At 74.7% G+C, this 19992-nt stretch carries 15 protein-coding genes; 6 read left to right on the forward strand and 9 right to left on the reverse strand.

Annotated features, from left to right (window positions below; translation table 11 throughout):
• Positions 1–3: 3 nt before the first annotated feature.
• The 3 genes from ACGBYP_RS19565 to ACGBYP_RS19575 all read right to left on the reverse strand — a co-directional run bounded on the left by ACGBYP_RS19565 (position 4) and on the right by ACGBYP_RS19575 (position 2838).
• Positions 4–1026: a substrate-binding domain-containing protein gene (locus ACGBYP_RS19565; protein ID WP_411586853.1), complete on the reverse strand. Its 1023-nt coding sequence runs from the start codon at positions 1024–1026 to the stop codon at positions 4–6.
• Positions 1027–1114: 88 nt separating this feature from the next.
• Positions 1115–2002 carry a carbohydrate kinase family protein gene (locus ACGBYP_RS19570; protein ID WP_411586854.1) on the reverse strand — a complete coding sequence of 296 codons (888 nt, stop codon included), beginning with the start codon at positions 2000–2002 and terminating at the stop codon, positions 1115–1117.
• Positions 1999–2838: a BtpA/SgcQ family protein gene (locus ACGBYP_RS19575; protein WP_411586855.1), complete on the reverse strand. Its 840-nt coding sequence runs from the start codon at positions 2836–2838 to the stop codon at positions 1999–2001. The genes ACGBYP_RS19570 and ACGBYP_RS19575 overlap by 4 nt, the downstream gene beginning before the upstream one ends.
• 234 nt (positions 2839–3072) lie before the next feature.
• On the opposite strand from ACGBYP_RS19575, the gene ACGBYP_RS19580 reads away from it, so the two are divergent.
• Positions 3073–4062 carry a LacI family DNA-binding transcriptional regulator gene (locus tag ACGBYP_RS19580; protein WP_411586857.1) on the forward strand — a complete coding sequence of 330 codons (990 nt, stop codon included), beginning with the start codon at positions 3073–3075 and terminating at the stop codon, positions 4060–4062.
• An 18-nt stretch (positions 4063–4080) separates the two neighbouring features.
• On the opposite strand, the gene ACGBYP_RS19585 is transcribed toward ACGBYP_RS19580, so the two are convergent.
• From ACGBYP_RS19585 to ACGBYP_RS19600, 4 genes are all read right to left on the reverse strand, one after another.
• Positions 4081–5169 carry a M20 family metallopeptidase gene (locus tag ACGBYP_RS19585; protein ID WP_411586859.1) on the reverse strand — a complete coding sequence of 363 codons (1089 nt, stop codon included), beginning with the start codon at positions 5167–5169 and terminating at the stop codon, positions 4081–4083.
• A gap of 49 nt (positions 5170–5218) precedes the next feature.
• Positions 5219–7450, reverse strand: coding sequence for an MMPL family transporter (locus tag ACGBYP_RS19590; protein WP_411586861.1), 2232 nt, complete (start codon positions 7448–7450; stop codon positions 5219–5221).
• A gap of 13 nt (positions 7451–7463) precedes the next feature.
• Positions 7464–8099: a TetR/AcrR family transcriptional regulator gene (locus tag ACGBYP_RS19595; RefSeq protein ID WP_411586863.1), complete on the reverse strand. Its 636-nt coding sequence runs from the start codon at positions 8097–8099 to the stop codon at positions 7464–7466.
• A 173-nt stretch (positions 8100–8272) separates the two neighbouring features.
• Positions 8273–10003: a glycerol-3-phosphate dehydrogenase/oxidase gene (locus tag ACGBYP_RS19600; protein ID WP_411586866.1), complete on the reverse strand. Its 1731-nt coding sequence runs from the start codon at positions 10001–10003 to the stop codon at positions 8273–8275.
• Between the two features lie 154 nt (positions 10004–10157).
• On the opposite strand from ACGBYP_RS19600, the gene ACGBYP_RS19605 reads away from it, so the two are divergent.
• From ACGBYP_RS19605 to ACGBYP_RS19625, 5 genes are all read left to right on the forward strand, one after another.
• Positions 10158–10886, forward strand: a complete 729-nt coding sequence (locus tag ACGBYP_RS19605; protein WP_411586868.1) for an IclR family transcriptional regulator — start codon at positions 10158–10160, stop codon at positions 10884–10886.
• Positions 10879–12381, forward strand: a complete 1503-nt coding sequence (gene glpK, locus ACGBYP_RS19610) for a glycerol kinase GlpK (RefSeq protein WP_411586871.1) — start codon at positions 10879–10881, stop codon at positions 12379–12381. The genes ACGBYP_RS19605 and glpK (ACGBYP_RS19610) overlap by 8 nt, the downstream gene beginning before the upstream one ends.
• 151 nt (positions 12382–12532) lie before the next feature.
• On the forward strand, positions 12533–13270 hold the full coding sequence (locus ACGBYP_RS19615) for an MIP/aquaporin family protein (RefSeq protein WP_411586873.1): 738 nt from the start codon (positions 12533–12535) through the stop codon (positions 13268–13270).
• Between the two features lie 27 nt (positions 13271–13297).
• On the forward strand, positions 13298–14815 hold the full coding sequence (glpK, locus tag ACGBYP_RS19620; RefSeq protein ID WP_411586874.1) for a glycerol kinase GlpK: 1518 nt from the start codon (positions 13298–13300) through the stop codon (positions 14813–14815).
• 167 nt (positions 14816–14982) lie between these two features.
• Complete coding sequence (locus ACGBYP_RS19625) at positions 14983–15840, forward strand: DUF559 domain-containing protein (RefSeq protein ID WP_411586876.1); 858 nt, start codon at positions 14983–14985, stop codon at positions 15838–15840.
• Between the two features lie 134 nt (positions 15841–15974).
• Here ACGBYP_RS19625 and pgm read toward each other — a convergent pair whose 3' ends face one another.
• Positions 15975–17609 carry a phosphoglucomutase (alpha-D-glucose-1,6-bisphosphate-dependent) gene (gene pgm, locus ACGBYP_RS19630; RefSeq protein WP_411586877.1) on the reverse strand — a complete coding sequence of 545 codons (1635 nt, stop codon included), beginning with the start codon at positions 17607–17609 and terminating at the stop codon, positions 15975–15977.
• Between the two features lie 70 nt (positions 17610–17679).
• The gene (locus tag ACGBYP_RS19635) at positions 17680–19965 is read right to left on the reverse strand and encodes a SpoIIE family protein phosphatase (protein ID WP_411586878.1); all 2286 of its coding nucleotides are present in this window, start codon (positions 19963–19965) and stop codon (positions 17680–17682) included.
• Positions 19966–19992: the final 27 nt, after the last annotated feature.

Here is a 19992-nt window from a genome sequence, read left to right on the forward strand (position 1 = left end):
CGCTCAGCCCTCCAGGTAGAAGGTGAAGTCGTCCACGTTGTCCGGGGTCACGATCTCCGTGGGCACCGGCTGGTCCCGCTCGACCGGGTTGCCGCAGGCGAGGTCGATCGCCGCGGCCATCGCCCGGTAGCCGAACTCGAAGGTCTGCTGCTGCACGACGCCGGTGATCCAGCCGTCCCGCAGCCCCTGGACGGCCGGGTCCGAGAGGTCCCAGCCGACGACGTCGACCCGGTCCTGGGCGCCCTGGCCGCGGACGGCGGCCGCCAGGCCGATCAGCGCCGGCTCACCGGTCGCGTAGACGTACTCGAGGCCGGGGTTGCCGGTCAGCAGGTTCTCCGCGGCCGACTGGGCGGTCTCCTGCACGTTCTTGCCGTCGACGACCGTGCCGATGGTCATGCCACCGCCGGTCACGGCCTCCTCGAAGCCCTGCTGGCGCTCCAGCTGGATGGTCGAGTTCAGGGCGCCCACGATGCCGACCTCGCCCTCGCCACCGGACGCCTCGAGCAGCGCCTCGCCCAGCGCCGCCCCGCCCTCGGCGTTGGCGGTGCCGACCTGGGCGTCCACGGCCGGGTCGTCGACGATCGCGTCCACGGCGACCACCGGGATGCCGGCGGCGTCGGCGGCCTGCACGGAGGGCTTGATTCCCTCGGTGTCGATGGCGTCGACGATGATCGCGTCCACGCCGTCGGCCACCAGGGTGTCGATGGCGTTGGCCTGGGTCACGGAGTCGTCGTTGCCGCTGATGACCTGCAGCTCGACGCCCTGGCCGTCGGCCATCGCCTGCGCGGCGGTGTTGATCTGGTTGAAGAAGAGCGCCTGGAGGTTGATCGTCACCAGCCCGACCTGCAGCGGGCCGTCCGGGGTCTCGCACCCGGCCGGCTGCGCGGACGGCTCGGGGAGCGAGCCGGACGCCGAGCTGCCCGAGGCGGGCGCCGCGGCGGGGTCGCCGGACGGCGCCGGGGCGCTGTCGCAGGCGGCGAGGGCGAGCAGGCAGGCGCCTGCGGCGAGGGCGAGGGGGCGGTTCATGGGTCCTCCAGGTTGCGGTGCCGGGTCGGTGCGGGATCGCGGTGCGGGGGAGCAGGTGCTGCGGTGGTGCGGGTGGTGCGGCGAGAGGTCAGGGGGCCGGGACCGGGGGGCCGCTCAGCGCGGCGTCGACGAGCGCGGGCGCCGGTGCCCCGCGGGCGCCGGGCACGGTGCAGGACAGGCTGGCGGCGATGCCGGCGCGGACGGCCGCCGCCACGGGGGTCACCCCACCGGCCAGGCCGGCCAGGTAGGTGCCGCTGAAGCAGTCGCCGGCTCCGGTGTCGTCGACGACGTCGACGGTCAGCGCGCTGCCCTGCGAGACGGCGCCGTCGGGCCCGTGCAGCGACCAGCCCCGCGCGCCGTCGGTGACGACGAGGACGGTGCCGGACGAGCGGGCCAGCTCCGCCCACCCGGTGGCCGGCACGTCCAGCGGCCCGGTGAGGCGGCCGCGCCCGACGACGACGTGGTCGGCCAGCCGGACCGCCTCCCGCGCGGTCGCCGGGTCGTCGCAGCCGTCCAGGTCGACGGCGAGGGAGACGCCCGGGCGCACGGCGCGGCCCAGCTCCGCCGCGCGGTAGCCGTCGAGGTAGAGGAGCCCGCCCCCGGCGCCGGCGAGCCGGTCGGCGACCGACTGGACGTGGGCGCCCCCGAGCGCGTCGTCCTCGCTGACCACCGAACGCCGGCCGGCGCCGTCGACCAGCACGATCGCAGTCGACAGGAAGCCCCCACGGTCGGTCCAGCCGGTGTCCACCCCCTCGGCGGCGAGCTGGGCCAGGAACCGGTCGGACAGCGGGTCGTCCCCGACCACGCCGGCGAAGGCGACCGGGGCGCCGGCCCGGGCGGCCGCGACGGCGGCGTTGGCCGCCATGCCGCCGGGCAGGTGCTCGACGGCAGCGGCGTGCACGCGCTCGTCGGGCTGCGGGAAGCGGGGCACCCGGCCGACCACGTCGAGGTTGGCGTACCCGCAGAAGACGATCACTTGCCGGCGGCCCGGGCCACGGCGCGCACCTTCCCCGCGTCGGCGCGGCCCCACCAGCGGCCGTTCTCCTTGGCCGAGGACGCCACGATCGCGCCGTCGCACTCGGCCAGCAGCGCGGCCACGTTGCCCGGGTCGATGCCGCTGCCGATGATCACGGGGAGCTGGGTGTGGTCGCGGATCCCGACGACCTCCTCGACCGAGGTGGCGTGACCGGTGCGCGACCCGGTCGCGATGAGCACGTCGGCGTCGAAGAACTCCGCGTCCTCGGTCTGCTCGGCCAGCGTGCGGTCGGCGACGATGGCGTGGGCGCCGTGCTTGACGTGGACGTCGGCGAAGACCTTGACCGGGTCGGCCCCGATCTCGTGCCGGTACCGGGTGGTGCGGGCGGCCTGGCCCTCGATGAAGCCCTCGTTGGCCACGTAGGCGTTGGCCCACTGGTTGACCCGCACCCAGCCGGCGCCGGCGGACCACGCCGCGGCCACCGAGCAGGTGCCGGCGTTGGACAGCACGCTCACCCCGACCCGGGAGCCGAGCTCGGCCACCACCGCGGCGGTGATCACGCCCATGGCGGCGGCGACCTCGTACCCGTGCTCGCCGGGCTTGAGGAAGGGCAGGTCCCAGTGGTTCTCCACGATCACCGAGTCGAACCCGTTGCTCACGTAGGTGGCGGCCTCCTCCACGGCGAACCGGCTGAGCTCGGCCACCGACTGGCCCCGGTAGGACGGGCTCCCGGGCAGCGGTGGGAGGTGCACGGCGCCGATGAGCGTCTTCTCGGAGGCGAAGAGCTCGGCCATCGCCGACGGCTTGCGCGGGTACACACCCAGCGGAGCTGACACGTCCACACCCGTTCATGTAATCGATTGCAGGACGAGGGGAACGCTAGTGGGAGAGCCCCTGTCGCCGTCAAGAGGCAATCGTTTACATTCGTGTTTCCACTGGTCAGCGACCCGACATCCCACGGACATCGGAGCGAGGAACACTCGCGCCCGCGCCTGGGCGCCCGGGACCAGACAGGATGGGGACGCGTCCCGCCGGGGCGGAGGACGGGGAGGACGGCCAGCGTGGCGAGGGTGACCATCCGGGACGTCGCCGAGCGGGCGCAGGTGTCCACCGCCACCGTCTCCCGCGCCCTGTCCGGCGCCAAGCCGGTGTCCCCGGCCGTCGCCGAGCAGGTCCGCCGCGCCGCCGACGAGCTGGGCTACGCCGGCAACGGCATCGCCAGCGCGCTGCGGCGCAGCCGGACCGACACGGTCGGGATGGTCGTCCCCAGCATCACCAACCCGTTCTTCACCGGGCTGGTCGAGCACGTCGAGCACGCCCTGCAGGAGGCCGGCCGCCAGCTCTTCCTCTGCTCCTCCCGCTCCGACCCCGAGCTCGAGGCGCAGCGGCTGCGCAGCCTGGTGGCCCGGCAGGTCGACGGGATCGTCATCAGCCCCGTGCACGGCAGCCTCAGCACCGCTGCCGTCCGCCGGGCCGCGCAGGAACTGCCGCTGGTCCAGGTCGACCGGTACGTCTCCGGGGTCGACAGCGACTGGGTCGGGGTCGACGACGACGCCGCGCTGGGCCTGGTGATGGAGCACCTGGCCGGCCGCGGCGTCCGGTCGGCCGCCTTCGTGAGCTCCCGGCTCACCAACTCCTCGACCGAGCTCCGGGTCGCCGGCTTCCGCCGGCACGCCGGGCGGCTTGGCCTCACGGTCGCCGGGGTCCACCTGGGCGAGTACTCGATCGCCTGGGGGCGGCAGGCGGCCGAGCACCTGCTGCGCGAGGGGCCACGACCGGACGCCGTGGTGTGCGCCGACGACCTCATCGCCTTCGGCGTCCTGCAGGCCTGCACCGGCGCCGGCGTCCGGGTGCCCGAGGACCTGCTGGTCACCGGGTTCGACGACGTCCCCTTCGCCGCGCTGTCCAACCCGCCGCTGACCACCGTGCGCCAGCCGCAGCCCGAGATCGCCGCCGAGGCGGTGCGCCTGCTCTCCCGCGTGCTCGGCGACGAACACGCCCCGCCGTCCCGGGTGGCCCTGACCCCCTCGCTCACCGTGCGGGAGAGCACCGGCCGGTGAGCCCCCGGGGCCGGCGCCTCAGCCGGGCCAGCGGCGGAGCACCTCGGTGAACGTGGCCGTGGCCTGGCGCAGCTCGCCGACCTCGACGTGCTCGTCGACCGCGTGCATCGCCGCCGGGGTGCCGGGCCCCCAGACGACGATCGGGGCGTCGCCGACCACCGGCCGCAGGACCGAGGCGTCGGTGAAGTAGGTCGCCGGCGCCGGGTCCACCGGAGCGGGCAGCCCCGCGACCCACGGGTCCTCGGCGGACGTGCGCACCGAGGGCAGGTCGACGAGCACGTCGACCCCGGCGACCTCCGGCTGGGCCCGCCACCAGGCCAGCAGGGCCGCGCCGTCGCCGACGGTCCGCTGGTCGACCAGCACCTCCGCGCGGTCGGGCACCACGTTGGGCACCGTGCCGCTGCGCAGCACCCCGGGGTTCCACGTCTCCGTGCCGAGGAACGGCTCCTCGGCCAGCGGCAGCGCCTGCCCCGCCCGGCCCAGGACGGCGACCAGGTCCAGCAGCGCGTTGTGCCCCCGCTCCGGCGTGCTGCCGTGCGCTGCGCGCCCCTGGGCCCGGACGGCCAGCCACAGCGCCCCCCGGTGACCCAGGACCACCCGGTTGCCGGTGGCCTCGGGCACCACGACCGCCCCCACCTCCAGCGCGGACACGGCAGCGGCCGCGGCGGCCGCCCCGCGCGAGCCGATCTCCTCGTCGCTGCTGAGCAGCAGCGCCACCGGCGTCCCCTCGGGGGCGGCCGCCAGCGCCGCCACCGCGGCGACCAGCCCGGCCTTCATGTCCGAACCCCCACGGCCCCAGACCCGGCCGTCGTCCAGGTCGGCGCCGAAGGGGTCCCGCTGCCAGCCGGCGGGGTCCGCGGCCGGGACGGTGTCGACGTGGCAGGCCAGCAGCAGCCGCGGCCGACCCGGGTCGGTGGGGGAGGTGAGCAGCGTCCAGGGCTGGTCCCGGTCCGCCCCCTCCCGCCGCTGCAGGTGGGGGGCGGCGGCGGTGAGCACCTCGGTGACGACGCCGAGCACCTCCCGCTGCGCGGCGGCGTCCCCGGAGACGGTGGGCCGGCGCACCAGCTCGCGCACGAGGTCGACGACGTCCGGAGGAGGAGCGCTCATGGACCGAGCATGGCCTGCCCTCCGGTTCCACGTGGAACCGGAGGGCCGGTCAGCTGCGCCCGGCCGGGGCGGGCTCCCGCGCCGCCTCGAGCCTCGCGCCCTCGACGTCCAGGTCGGGGAGCGCGCGGTCCAGCCAGCGCGGCAGCCACCAGGCCGACCGGCCCATCAGCGCCAGCACCGCCGGCACCAGGGTCATCCGGACGACGAAGGCGTCGACCAGCACGCCGACGGCCAGGCCGAACGCGATCGCCTTCACCGTCACGTCGTCGATGTGCACGAAGCTGGCGAACACCGCGAACATGATCAGCGCGGCCGCGACCACGACCCGCGATGCGTGCCGCATGCCGGCCACGACCGACGCGCGGGGCGCCCCGCCGTGCACGAACTCCTCGCGCATCCGGGAGACCAGGAAGACCTCGTAGTCCATGGCCAGGCCGAACAGCACCGCCATGAGCAGGATCGGCATGAAGCTGATCACCGGGCCGGTGGCCGGGACGCCGAAGAGGTCCATCAGCCAGCCCCACTGGAAGACGGCCACGACGGCGCCGAAGGACGCGCCCACCGACAGCAGGAAGCCCAGCGCGGCCTTGACCGGCACCAGCACCGAGCGGAACACCAGCAGCAGCAGGACCAGCGCCAGGCCGACGACGACCAGCGTGAACGGCAGCAGCGCCCGGGTGAGCCGGTCGGAGACGTCGATGGCGACCGCGGTCTGCCCGGTGACCGCGACCTGGGCGCCGGTGCGGGCCTCGAGGTCGCGGCCGGCGTCGCGCAGCGCGGTGACCAGGTCGGTGGTGGCCTCGTCCTGCGGGCCGCTCTCGGGCACCACCTGCAGGATCGCGTTCGTGCCACCGGGCAGCAGCTGGGGCGCGGCGTAGACGACGTCGTCCAGGCCGCCGTCGAACTGCCCCGGCGCCCCGGTGGGCGTGCCGCCGATGGTCACGGCCGCCTCGTTTACGGTCTGCTCGGCGGTCGCGGGGTCCAGGTCGCTGAGGAAGACCAGGATCGGCCCGTTGACGCCGGGGCCGAAGTACCGGCTGACCGCGTCGTAGGCCTGCCGCTCGGTGCTCTCGGCCGGGGCGGTGCCCGCGTCGGGCAGCGCCAGCCGCAGCTGCAGCGCCGGGACCGCCATGACCAGCAGGCCGACCACGCAGACCACGACGACGAGCGCCGGCCGCCGGGTGACGAACGCGCCCCAGCGGGCCCCGCCGGTGCGGGCCGGCGCGCCGGTGTGCTCGGTCAGCGCCTGCTCGCGGCGGGCGGCCCGCGACCCGGGCCCCGGCACCAGCCGGGCGCCGGCGAAGCCGAGCAGCGCCGGCAGCAGGGTGAGCGCGACGAGGACGGCGACCAGCACGGTGCCGGCCGCCCCCAGGCCCATGACGGTGAGGAAGGGGATGCCGACGACCGCGAGCCCCGCCAGAGCGATGACCACGGTCAGCCCGGCGAAGACGACGGCCGACCCGGCGGTGCCGGTGGCCCGCGCGGCCGACTCCTCGGGTGCCATGCCGGCGGCCAGCTGCGAGCGGTGCCGGGACAGGATGAACAGCGTGTAGTCGATGCCCACCGCCAGGCCGATCATCAGCGCCAGGGTCGGCGCGGTCGACGACAGCGTGATCACCCCGGACAGCGCCAGCAGCCCGGTCAGCCCGATCCCCACCCCGACCAGCGCGGTCAGCAGGTTCATCCCGGCGGCCAGCAGCGATCCGAAGGTCAGCACCAGCACCAGGACGGCGACGACGACGCCGACGAGCTCCGTGGGGCCGACGGTGACCGCGCCGGTGTTGAACGCGTTGCCGCCGACCTCGACCTCGAGGCCGGCCGCGGTCGCCGCGCCACCGGCCTCCTGCAGCTGCTCGAGGGCGTCGGGGGAGAGCCGGTCGGCGCTCACGCCGTACTGCACCGTCGCCAGCGCCGCCCGGCCGTCGGGGCTGATCGCCTGGCTGGTGAAGGGGTCCTGCACCGCCGCGACGTCAGGCACCTGCGCGGCCGCGGCCACGACCTGCCCGACGGCCGCGGCGAGCTGCGGGTCGGCCACGGTGGTGCCCTCGGGGGCGATGAACACCAGCTGGGCGCCGGCACCGGCGGCGCCGGGCGAGGCCTGCCCCAGCAGGTCGAGCGCCGCCTGGGACTCCGAGCCGGGGATGGTGAACTCGTCGTCGAACTCCCCGCCGATGGTCAGGAACAGGGTGACGACGACGCCGAGGACCACCACCCAGGCCGCGGAGAACAGGGCGCGCCGGCGGTAGGCGGCGCGGCCCAGGCGGTAGAGCAGGGTGGACATCGGTTCTCCTGGATCAGCCGGGTGAGGGGGTGGTCGGCGTGGTGCTGACGGCGCCGCGGACGAGCATCAGCAGCGCGTCGCGCCGCAGCCCGTCGGCCTCGGCCGGGTCGGTGAGCGACAGCACGGTCATGCCGGCGTGCAGGGCGAAGACCGCCCGCATCAGCTCGGCGGCGGGCACGCGCAGGTGCAGACCGGCCTCGGCCAGCGCCGGCGTGATGACCTCGACCAGGCTCTCCTGCATCTGCCGCCGGTGGCGGCGGAGCACGTCCGCGGCCTCGGGGTGGCGGGCGGCGTGCAGCACGTACTCGGTGGTGACCAGCGTCCAGACCCGACCGACCCGGAACAGCGCCAGGCTGCGGTCGACGGCGGCGGTGACCGGGTCGGGCTCGTGGCCCAGGCCGTCGAGCATGTCGGCCGCGCGGGCCAGGTCGCGCTCGACCTCGCGGTGCATCAGGGCGGCGAACAGCTCGTCCTTGCTGCGGAAGCTGGAGTAGAACGCCCCGCGGGTGAACCCACCGCGGCTGCAGACGTCCACGACACTCGAGGCGGCGAACCCCTGCTCGGCGAAGGTCTCCAGCGCGGCGTCGAGCAGCCGTTCCACGGTCGCCTCGCGGCGCCGCCGGGGGCGCTCCTGGTCGGCGTCCGTCACGATGCAGAACTGTATTGGGTACAGCAGTGCATCGGGGACCTCGCAGCTCTCCCGGTTCCGCCGTCCCGAGCCGGTCGCACCTGGTCCCCCTGCACCGACGACTGTCCCCCCGCACCAGCGTTGGCGCGGGGGGACGGAGTTGGATCAGGTCACCTGATCACCGCTGCGCGCGGTCAGGCCAGGGCGCGGCCGACGGCGATGGCGCGGGTGTCGGGAGCGGCGACGCGGGCGGCGTCGGCCTCCTGGTCACCGGCGGCCTCCTGCGAGCGCCGCTCGGCCTCCACCCGGGCTCGGTAGCTGTCGACCTCGGCGCCGATCCGCTCCTCGCCCCAGCCGAGGACGCCGGCCACGGCGCGGGCCACCGCCTCGGCGCAGTCGACCCCGCGGTGCGGCGTCTCGATGGAGATGCGGGTGCGCCGGGCGAGCAGGTCGTCGAGGTGCAGGGCGCCCTCGTGCGCGGCGGCGTAGACCATCTCGACCATCAGGTACTCCTCGGCGCCGGGCACCGGCTGGAGCAGCGCCGGGTCGTCGGCGGCCAGCGCGAGCACCTCCGGGGTCAGCGACCCGAACCGGTTGAGCAGGTGCTCGGCGGCGAACCGCGGGAGGCCCCACCGCTCGCTGAGCGCGTCGAGGGAGTTGACCATCGCCTTGTACCCCTCGGCGCCGACCAGCGGGATGTCCTCGGTGACGCTCGGCGGCACCCGGCGGGTGACGTCCTCGGCCACCGCGTCGACGGCGTCGGCGGCCATGGGCCGGTAGGTCGTGTACTTGCCGCCGGCGACGGCGATGACGCCGGGCATGGGGCGGGCGACGGCGTGCTCGCGGGAGAGCTGGCTCGTCGACTCCTCCTCGCCCGACAGCAGCGGGCGCAGGCCGGCGTAGACGCCGGTGATGTCGGCGTGCGTCAGCGGCACCGACAGGACCGTGTTGACGTGCTCGAGGATGTAGTCGATGTCGGCCTTCGACGCCGCCGGGTGCGCCTTGTCCAGCGACCAGTCGGTGTCGGTGGTGCCGACGATCCAGTGGCTGCCCCACGGGATCACGAAGAGCACGGACTTCTCGGTGCGCAGGATCAGGCCGGCCTCGCCGTTGATCCGGTCGCGCGGGACGACGATGTGCACGCCCTTGCTGGCCCGCACGTGGAACCGCCCCCGCCCGCCGACCAGCGTCTGCAGGTCGTCGGTCCAGACGCCGGTCGCGTTGACCACGACCTCGCTGCGGACGTCGACCTCCTGCCCGGTCTCGACGTCGCGCACCCGGGCGCCGACCACGCGGCCGCCGGCGTGGGTGAAGGAGACGACCTCGGCGGAGTTCAACACGGTCGCCCCGTAGGCGGCGGCGGTGCGGGCCACGGTGAGGGTGTGCCGGGCGTCGTCGGCCTGCGCGTCGTAGTAGCGCACCGCGCCGACCAGGGCGTCGGGCCGGAGCGCGGGGAACATGCGCCGGGCGCCGGTCCGGGTCAGGTGCTTCTGCCCGGGCATGGGCTCCGAGAGCGCGCCGAACCGGGCCAGGCCGTCGTAGAGCGCCAGGCCTGCGGTGACGTAGGGCCGCTCCCAGCCGCGGTGGGTCAGCGGGTAGAGGAAGGGCACCGGCTTGACCAGGTGCGGGGCGATCCGGTTCACCGACAGGTCGCGCTCGTGCAGCGCCTCGCGCACCAGGCCGAAGTCGAACTGCTCCAGGTAGCGCAGGCCGCCGTGGAAGAGCTTCGACGAGCGGGACGACGTGCCACTGGCGAAGTCACGCGCCTCGACCAGGGCCGTGCGCAGGCCGCGGGTGGCCGCGTCCAGCGCGACGCCGGCGCCGGTCACCCCGCCGCCGACGACGAGGACCTCGAACTCGCCCCGGGCCAGCTCGGCCCAGGCCTCGGCACGCTGCTGCGGACCGAGCGGGGGGACAGCGGTCATCTTGTTGCTCCTCGTGCCGGGCCGGCGCACGTCGCTGTGGCCTCTGGCACTCCACGGTAGGTCGGTCCGGGCGTCGACGCCGAGGGTCGCCGTCCGACGATGTCGCACAGCCGGGCGCGCTCCACGGGGCGCTGCCATGGCCTACGGTCGCGCCGTGCCCGGCAGCGTGCAGTCCATCGAGCGGGCGGCGGCCATCCTGCACGTGGTGGCCGGGTCCGGCGGCACACTCGGCGTCACCGACATCGCCGAGGCGGTCGGTCTGCCCAAGACCACCGCCCACAGCCTGCTGCGCACCCTGCTGCTGGTCGGCTTCGTCGAGCAGGACCCGGCGACCGGCCGCTACAGCCTCGGCGCGGCGCTGCTGCGGCTGGGCGCCGCCCTGGACGCCAACGAGCTGCGCGCCCGGGCGTCGAACTGGGCCGACGCGCTGGCCGCCCGCAGCGGGCACGCCGTCCGGCTGGCCACGCTCTCCGGCGACGAGGTCGTCGTCGTCCACCACGTCTTCCGGCCCGACGACTCCGCCCAGCTGCTCGAGGTCGGGACGGCGCTGCCGCCGGGCTGCGCGCTGGGCAAGGTGCTGCGCGCGCACCGACACCCGCACACCGGCGCCCGGTCCGGGCCCCGGCTGCCCGCGGCGCTGGCCGAGCTGGCCGAGGTGCGCGCCCGCGGCTGGGCGGCCGACCGCGGCGAGCACGAGCCCGAGGTCGGCAGCATCGCCGCACCGGTGCGCGGGGCGGGCGGGCTGGTGGTCGCCGCACTCGGTGTCACCGGCCCGCAGAGCGCCCTGTTCGACGTCCGCGGTGTCCCGCGCCCGCTGGTGCTGGCGATGGTCACCGACGCGGCGCACGCGGTCTCCCGCGAGCTGGGGTCCCCCGGTGCCTGACCGCTACGTGCTCGCCGTCGACCAGGGGACGACGTCGACCCGGTCGCTGGTCTTCGACCGGGGCGGGCGGATGGTCGCGGTGCGCCAGCGGGAGCACCGGCAGTACTTCCCGCGGCCGGGCTGGGTGGAGCACGACCCGATGGAGATCTGGGCGAACACTCAGCGCACCGCGGCCCAGGTGCTGGCCGACGTCCCGGGCACCGGGCAGGTGATGGCGCTGGGCATCGCCAACCAGCGCGAGACCACCGTCGTGTGGGACCGGGAGACCGGCCGGCCGGTGACCCGGGCCCTGGTCTGGCAGGACACCCGCACCGACGACCTGGTCACCGCGCTGGCTGCCCGGCCCGACGCCGCGCTGGTGGCCGAACGCACCGGGATGGCGCTCGCCGGCTACTTCTCCGGGCCGCGGCTGCGCTGGATCCTCGACCACGTGCCCCGCGCCCGGGAGCGGGCGGAGGCCGGCCGGCTGCTGTTCGGCACGATGGAGACCTGGCTGATCTGGAACCTCACCGGCGGCCCGGACGGCGGCGTGCACGTCACCGACGTGACCAACGCCAGCCGCACCCTGCTGATGGACGTCCGCAGCTGCCGCTGGGACCCCGACCTGCTCGCCTTCTTCGACGTCCCGGCCGCGATGCTGCCCGAGATCCGCCCCTCGGTCGGCGTCCTGGGCACGGCGACGGCGCTGTCCCCGGCGCTGCCGATCACCGGCGCGCTCGGCGACCAGCAGGCCGCGCTGTTCGGCCAGACCTGCTTCTCCCCGGGGGAGGCCAAGTGCACGTACGGCACCGGCAGCTTCCTGCTGCAGAACACCGGGACCGAACTGGTGCGCACCCGGTCGGGCTCGATCAGCACGGTCGCCTACCAGCTGGCCGGGGAGCCGGTGCACTACGCGCTCGAGGGGTCGGTGGCGGTGGCCGGCGCGCTGGTGCAGTGGCTGCGCGACGGGCTGGGGCTCATCTCCTCGGCCGCGGAGGTCGAGACGCTGGCGCGCACCGTCAGCGACAACGGCGGCTGCTACGTCGTCCCGGCGTTCTCCGGGCTCCTGGCCCCGCACTGGCGCGGTGAGGCGCGCGGTCTGGTCGCCGGGCTCACCTCCTACGTCACCAAGGGGCACCTGGCGCGGGCGGCACTGGAGGCCACCGGGTGGCAGACCCGGGACGTCGTCCGGGCGATGGCCGCGGACTCGGGGCTGTCGCTGCCGGCGCTGCGGGTCGACGGCGGGATGACGACCAACAACCTGCTCATGCAGTTCCTCGCCGACGTCCTCGACACCCCGGTGGTGCGGCCGATGGTGGGGGAGACGGTCTCGCTGGGCGCCGCCTACGCAGCCGGGCTCGCCGTCGGGGTCTGGTCGGACGTCGAGGCGCTGCGGCGCAACTGGCACCGGGCAGCCCAGTGGACGCCGTCCCCGGGCCGGGCGCAGGCGCTCACCGCCGAGTACCCGACGTGGGAGCGGGCGGTCCGGTTGAGCATCGCGTGGGGCGCTCCCTGACCCGGTACGACCATGTCGTACCGGCCGTGTTGTCCGGGTCACACCAGCGCTTCTACGGTCCGCTGGACGGCCTGGTGACGGCGATCACGCCACCGGGTCGCGACATCCACGGTCCGCAGTGCAGCGGACCCGTCGTGAGGAGCGCCTACACGTGGACACCGTCGGTCTCTGGACCGTCTTCGGCAGCGAGGTCATCGGGACCGGACTGCTCATCCTGCTCGGCGTCGGCGTCGTCGCCAACGTCGCGCTGGCCAAGACGTTCGGCAACGGGCCGAACTGGCTGCTCATCTCCTTCGGCTGGGGCCTGGCCGTCTTCGTCGGCGTCTACGGCGCGGCCACCTCGGGCGCGCACCTGAACCCCGCTGTCACGATCGGCCTGTGGGTCAGCGGCGCTGACGAGTACGCCCCCGGCGTCGACATCACCCTGGCCAGCACGCTGACGTACTTCGCCGGTGAGCTCGTGGGCGCCTTCGTGGGCGCCGTCCTCGCCTGGGCCGCCTACCGGCGGCACTACGACCAGCCCGAGGTGGCCGGCACGCAGCTGGGCACCTTCTCCACCGGCCCGGCGATCAAGAGCACGGTCGACAACCTGGTCACCGAGATCATCGCGACGTTCGTGCTGATCTACGTCATCCTGCGCTTCGGCGACACCCCCGGCGAGCTCGGTCCGCTCGCCGTCGCCCTGCTGGTCGTGGCCATCGGCGCCAGCCTCGGTGGGCCGACGGGCTACGCGATCAACCCCGCTCGCGACCTCGGCCCCCGCATCGCCCACGCCCTGCTGCCCATCAAGGGCAAGGGCGGCAGCAACTGGGGCTACGCCTGGGTGCCGATCGTCGGCCCGATCATCGGAGCCGTGCTCGCCGGCGCCTTCTCCCACGTCTCCATCTGACCGCACACGACACGAGAGGGAATCGACATGCCGCAGTACGTCGCAGCCATCGACCAGGGCACCACGAGCACCCGCTGCATGCTCTTCGACCACGACGGGAAGGTCGTCGCGGTCGGGCAGAAGGAGCACGAGCAGATCTTCCCGCGGGCCGGCTGGGTGGAGCACGACCCCGAGGAGATCTGGGTCAACACCCGCGAGGTGGTCGGCCAGGCCCTCGCCCGGGGCAACGCCAGCAACAGCGACATCGTCGCCGTCGGCATCACCAACCAGCGCGAGACGACGGTCGTCTGGGACCGCACCACGGGCAAGCCGGTCTACAACGCGATCGTCTGGCAGGACACCCGCACCGGGAAGATCTGCGAGGAGCTCGGCGCGCTGGGCGGCGGGGCCGACCGCTACAAGGCCAAGGTCGGCCTGCCGCTGGCCACCTACTTCGCTGGCCCCAAGGTGCGCTGGATCCTCGACAACGTCGACGGCGCGCGGGCCAAGGCCGAGGCCGGTGACCTGCTCATGGGCACCATCGACTCCTGGCTGATCTGGAACATGACCGGCGGGGTCGACGGCGGCAAGCACCTCACTGACGTCTCCAACGCCTCCCGCACGATGCTGATGGACTACCGCACGCTGGCGTGGGACACCGAGATCGCCGCGGAGATGAAGATCCCGGTCTCGATGCTGCCGGAGATCCGGTCCAACTCCGAGGAGTACGGCGTCGGCCGGAAGTCCGGCTTCCTCGCCGGGGTGCCCATCGCCGGCTCCCTGGGTGACCAGCAGGCGGCCACCTTCGGCCAGGTCTGCTTCACCAAGGGCATGGCCAAGAACACCTACGGCACCGGCAACTTCATGCTGCTCAACACCGGCGAGGAGGCCGTCCCGTCGAAGAACGGGCTGCTCACCACGCTGTGCTACCAGCTCGGCGACGCCAAGCCGGTGTACGCGCTGGAGGGCTCGATCGCGGTCACCGGCTCGCTGGTGCAGTGGGTGCGCGACAACCTGAAGATGATCTCCAGCGCGCCGGAGATCGAGACCCTGGCCCGCGAGGTCGAGGACAACGGCGGCTCCTACTTCGTGCCGGCGTTCTCGGGCCTGTTCGCCCCGCACTGGCGGGCCGACGCCCGGGGCGCGGTGGTCGGGCTGACCCGCTTCGTCAACCGCGGCCACCTGGCCCGCGCCGTCCTGGAGGCCACGGCCTACCAGACCCGCGAGGTGCTCGACGCGATGAACGCCGACTCCGGGGTCGACCTGACCGAGCTGCGCGTCGACGGCGGGATGGTCGGCAACGAGCTGCTCATGCAGTTCCAGGCCGACATCCTCGACGTCCCGGTGATCCGCCCGGAGATCGCCGAGACGACCGCGCTGGGCGCGGCCTACGCCGCCGGCCTGGCCGTCGGCTTCTGGTCCGACCTCGACGAGCTGACCGCGAAGTGGGCCGAGGACAAGCGGTGGGAGCCCGCAATGCCCGCCGAGGAGCGCGAGCGGCTGTACCGCAACTGGCAGAAGGCCGTCACCAAGTCCCTGGACTGGGTCGACGACGACGTCAGCTGACCCCACCCCCGGGGCCGAAGTCGCGACTTCGGCCCCGGGCGAAGACCGCCGGGACGAGGCACCCGGGACGGCGCCTCATCCCCACCACAGGGGGGCCGAAGTCGCGACTTTGGCCCCCCTGTGGACGGCGGCAGCGGGGACAGGTGCCGGTCGGCCACTGTGCACCGGTGTCCCGACGACCCCTGCACGGCGTGTTCATCGCCAGCCACGCGATCGCCGAGGGCGCGATCACCCGCAAACAGCTCCGGTCCCTGGGCTACCGCCGTCTGGTGCAGGGCGTGTACGCCGACCCCGGAATCGGACTCGACCACCGGCTCCGTGCCACGGGGGTCGCACTGCTGCTCCCGGCCGGCACCGCCATCGGCGGCCACTCGGCGGCCGCCTGGCACGGCGCCCCGTTCGCCGGCCTGCACGACCCGGTCACCGTGCTGCGGCCCGCCGAGGTCCGGTGGGCCGGCCCACGCGGCGTCCGGGTCCACCGGACCGTGCTGGCGCCAGCGGACGTCGACGTCGTCGAGGGCGTGCCCGTCACCTCACCGCTCCGCACGGCGTGGGACGTCGCCGCGCTGGAACCGCTCGGCACAGCTGTTGCCGCCCTCGACGCCATGGTCCGGCGCGGGCCCGTCACCACCGCAGCCCTGATGTCACGACTCGAGGGCGCTGCAGGGGAGTGGGGGGTCACGAGGGTGCGGCGTGCGTTCGGCCTGGTCGACCCGCGGGCGGAGTCCGCGCCCGAGTCGCGCGTGCGGGTGGCCCTGGTACTGGCCGGTCTGCGGCCGGTGCCCCAGTTCCACGTGCTGGACGGCGGGGAGTTCCTCGCGAAGGTCGACCTCGCGTGGCCGGAGGCGAAGCTCGTCGTCGAGTACGAGGGTGCCCACCACTTCGAGGCCGAGAAGATCATCGAGGACGACCGGCGCTACGCCGTCCTGGTCGCGGCGGGCTGGCGGGTCATCCGGCTCAGCGCGCCCGACCTGCGGGACCTGGACTCCGTCGTCCGCCGGGTCCGCGACGCCCTCGACGCCTGACGTCGACCAGGGCCGCAACCCCCGAGGGCCGAAGTCGCGACTTCGGCCCCCGTCAGACGGGAGCCGCGAGCGACCCGGCTCCCGAGCCTGCACCTCCGTGGGGCCAAAGTCGCGACTTTGGCCCCACGGCGGGGTCAGGCGGAGAGGGCGGCGGTGACGACGTCCTTGGCCTCGGCCTGGACCTGGGCCAGGTGCTCGGGGCCCTTGAACGACTCGGCATAGACCTTGTAGACGTCCTCGGTGCCCGACGGGCGGGCGGCGAACCAGGCGTTCTCGGTGGTGACCTTCAGCCCGCCGATCGCGGCGTCGTTGCCCGGTGCCCGGGTGAGCTTGGCGGTGATCGGCTCGCCGGCCAGCTCGGTGGCGGTGACGGCGTCGGGGGAGAGCTTGCCCAGCGCCGCCTTCTGCTCGCGGGTGGCCGCCGCGTCGATCCGCGCGTAGGCGGACTCGCCGAACCGTTCCGTCAGTGACGAGTGCAGCTGCGAGGGCGAGCTGCCGGTGACCGCCTGGATCTCCGAGGCCAGCAGCGCGAGCAGGATGCCGTCCTTGTCGGTGGTCCACACGCCGCCGTCCCGGCGGAGGAAGGACGCGCCGGCGGACTCCTCGCCGCCGAAACCGACCGACCCGTCGAGCAGGCCGGGCACGAACCACTTGAAGCCGACCGGCACCTCGACCAGCGTGCGGCCCATGTCGGCGACGACCCGGTCGATCAGCGAGCTCGACACGAGCGTCTTGCCCACGGCCGTGCCGGCGCCCCACTCGGGACGGTGGGCGAACAGGTAGGAGATCGCCACGGCGAGGAAGTGGTTGGGGTTCATCAGCCCGCCGTCGGGGGTGACGATGCCGTGCCGGTCGGCGTCGGCGTCGTTGCCCGTGGCGATCTGGTGGTCGGCGCGCTTGTCGATCAGCGAGGCCATCGCGGACGGCGAGGAGCAGTCCATCCGGATCTTGCCGTCCCAGTCGAGGGTCATGAAGCGCCACGTCGGGTCGACCAGCGGGTTGACCACCGTGAGGTCCAGGCCGTGCCGCTCGGCGATGGCACCCCAGTAGTCGACGCTCGCGCCGCCCAGCGGGTCGGCGCCGATGCGCACGCCGGCGCTGCGGATCGCGTCGATGTCGAGCACGTTCGGCAGGTCGTCGACGTAGGTGCCGAGGAAGTCGTAGGGCTGCGCGGCGGCGCGGGCCCGGGCGAAGGGCACCCGCCGGACGCCCTCGAGCCCGGCGGCCAGCAGCTCGTTGGCCCGGCGGGCGATCCAGCCGGTGGCGTCGGTGTCGGCCGGGCCGCCCGAGGGCGGGTTGTACTTGAAGCCGCCGTCGCGGGGCGGGTTGTGCGAGGGGGTGACGACGATGCCGTCGGCCAGCCCGGTGGTCTTCCCGCGGTTGGCGGTGAGGATCGCGTGGCTGACCGCCGGGGTGGGCGTGTACCGGTCGGCGGCGTCGACCAGGACCGTGACGTCGTTGGCGGCCAGCACCTCCAGCGCGCTGACCCAGGCCGGCTCGCTCAGGCCGTGGGTGTCGCGGCCGATGAACAGCGGGCCGTCGTACCCCTGCTGGCTGCGGTACTCGCAGATGGCCTGGGTGGTCGCCAGGATGTGCGCCTCGTTGAACGCGCCGTCCAGCGAGGACCCGCGGTGCCCGGACGTGCCGAACACGACCTGCTGGGCGACGTCGGCCGGGTCCGGCTGCACCGCGTAGTACGACGTCACCAGGTGCGGGACGTCGACCAGGTCGGAGGGCTGGGCGGGCTGGCCGGCGCGGTCGGAGCTCATGGGTGTGATCTTCGCGCCGGGGACCCTCCCCGCGCGACCCGGGTCACCCTCTCCGGCCGTCCGCCCGTGCTCAGGACGGCGGCAGCTGCTTGTCCAGGACGGCCCAGACCACCTTGCGCTCGGCCGCGTAGTGGACGCCGTGGTCGGCGGTCAGGTCCTCGACCACGTACAGCCCGTAGCCCCCCTGCCCCTCCCGCCGGCCCCGTGCGGGGGTGGGCCGGCGCCCGGGCGCGCTGTCGGTGACCAGCACGATCCACCGGGTGTCCTCGTCGGCGATGTGCAGGCTCGCCGGCGGTGCCCCGTGGCGCAGCGCGTTGGACGCCAGCTCGTCGATCACCAGGACCGCCCGCTCGACGGCGTCCTCGACGCCCGGTCCGGCGTCCACGGACGACAGCAGGAACTGCCGCATCTGCCGGCGCACCCCGCTGAGCCCGCGCAGGGACGCCAGCTCCAGGGTCAGCCGGGCGCCCGACACCGCCGGGACCGGGCTGTCGCTGTGCCAGCCGGCGTGCGCCGCGGCGTACTGCGCGGGCGTGCGGCCGGAGTTGCCCGCCGACGCCCGGTCCAGCCGGACGGCGACGAGCGCGACGTCGTCGGCGGGCCGGCCGTCGACGAGCCGGTCCACCACCCGGTCGCAGAGCTCCTCCAGCGGCAGGTCGGCGGCCTCGGTGACGACCTCGCGCAGGGCGGCGACCCCGGCGTCCAGGTCGCTGCCGGGCCGCTCGACCAGCCCGTCGGTGTAGAGCAGCACGGTCGCGCCGTCGTCGAGGTCGAGCACGCTCTCCCCGCGGGTGACGGCCGGCTCGACGCCGAGCATCAGCCGGCCGGGCGCCTCGGGGACGGGGACGTGACGGCCGTCGGTGTCGAGCACCACCGGGGGTGGGTGGCCGGCGCTGGCCCAGCGCAGCCGGGTGGCGCCGGACGGGTCCCGCTCCAGCCGGCCCATGCCCACGGTGGCGTAGGTGGCCAGCCCGAGCTGGGCGATCGCGGTGTCCATCGTGTCGAGCACCTGCGCGGGGCCCGCCGCACCGGAGACGGCGATGCCGCGCAGCAGGCTGCGCAGCTGCCCCATCGTCGCGGCCGCACCGATGTCGTGGCCGACCACGTCGCCGATGACCAGGTCGACGGACCCGTCGGCGTGCCGGAAGGCGTCGTACCAGTCGCCGCCCACCTGCGCCGAGCCGGTGGCCGGCAGGTAGCGGACGGCGATCTGGCCGTGGTCGGGCTGCACGGGCTCGGTCAGCATGCTGCGCTGCAGGTCCTCCGCCAGCCGCCGGCTGCGCTCGGCCGACCGCCGCTCGCGGGTCAGGACCTGCACCCGGTCCAGTGCCTGGGCGCACTGGGCGGCGAAGGCCTGCACCAGCTCGACCTCGGAGTCGGGGACCGCGCGCTCGTCCTCCCACCCGGCCAGCAGGGACCCGAGCAGCCGCCCTCCGATGGTCAGCGGCACGGCGATCCACGAGCGCTGCCCCGACTGCTCGATCGCCTCCCGCATCCCGGGGTCCCAGGCCTCCGCCGCGGCCTGGCCGTCCAGGACCACCGTCTCCCCGGTGCGCGCCGACCAGGCCCCGGGCAACCGGCTGCCGAGGCCGAGGGTGCCGTACCGCCGCTGGGCTCCTTCGCCCAGAGACGGGGTCAGCGTCAGGTCGACGACCCCGCGCTCGTCGTCGCGGAGGCAGATCGCGCCGCCGTCCGCGCCGATCGCGGCGAGGCCCGCGCCGGCCAGGACGTCGGTGACGTCCTCGACGGTCTCGGCCTCGGTCGACTGGAGCACCACCTGCGCCATCGCGGCGAGCCGGCGGGCGGTCGCCTCCTGGGAGGCCAGCACGGCCCGCAGCTCCTGCGTGCGGGCGAAGAGGTCGGCCTCGAGCACGTCCAGCCGCGCCCAGCTGCCGTCGTCCCGGCGCGCCGCGAGGCGCTCCCGCTCGGCCAGGAACTCCGTCACGTCCTCGACACGCTGCAGCACCAGCTGCGTGCGCCCCTCGGCGTCGAGGACCGGCGCGCTGATCAGCGACCAGGCGCGCGGGACCGCCCGGCCCAGCGCGTGGTCGTGCACCTCGTAGTGGAACAGGGGCATCTGGTCGGGCACCCCGGTGTCCCGGGCCCGTTCGAACGACGCCTGGAGCGGGTTGACGCCGTCGGCGTCCAGGGCCTCCGGTGCGGGCGGGAAGGCGTCGAAGACGTAGCGGCCCACCAGCTCCCCCCGGGTCCGGCCGAGCAGCTCCAGGTAGGCGGCGTTCGCCTCGACGATGACCAGGTCGGGTGACATGACCAGGTAGGCGGTCGGCTGCGCGGCGAAGACCGCGGCGAAGTCGACAGCGGCCTGCCGCTGCCGGGCGCCCGTCTCGTCACTCACCAGCTGGTCCCCGCCCCTGTCCGGTCC

This window comes from Modestobacter sp. SSW1-42, from assembly GCF_046635825.1.
Lineage (GTDB): Bacteria > Actinomycetota > Actinomycetes > Mycobacteriales > Geodermatophilaceae > Modestobacter.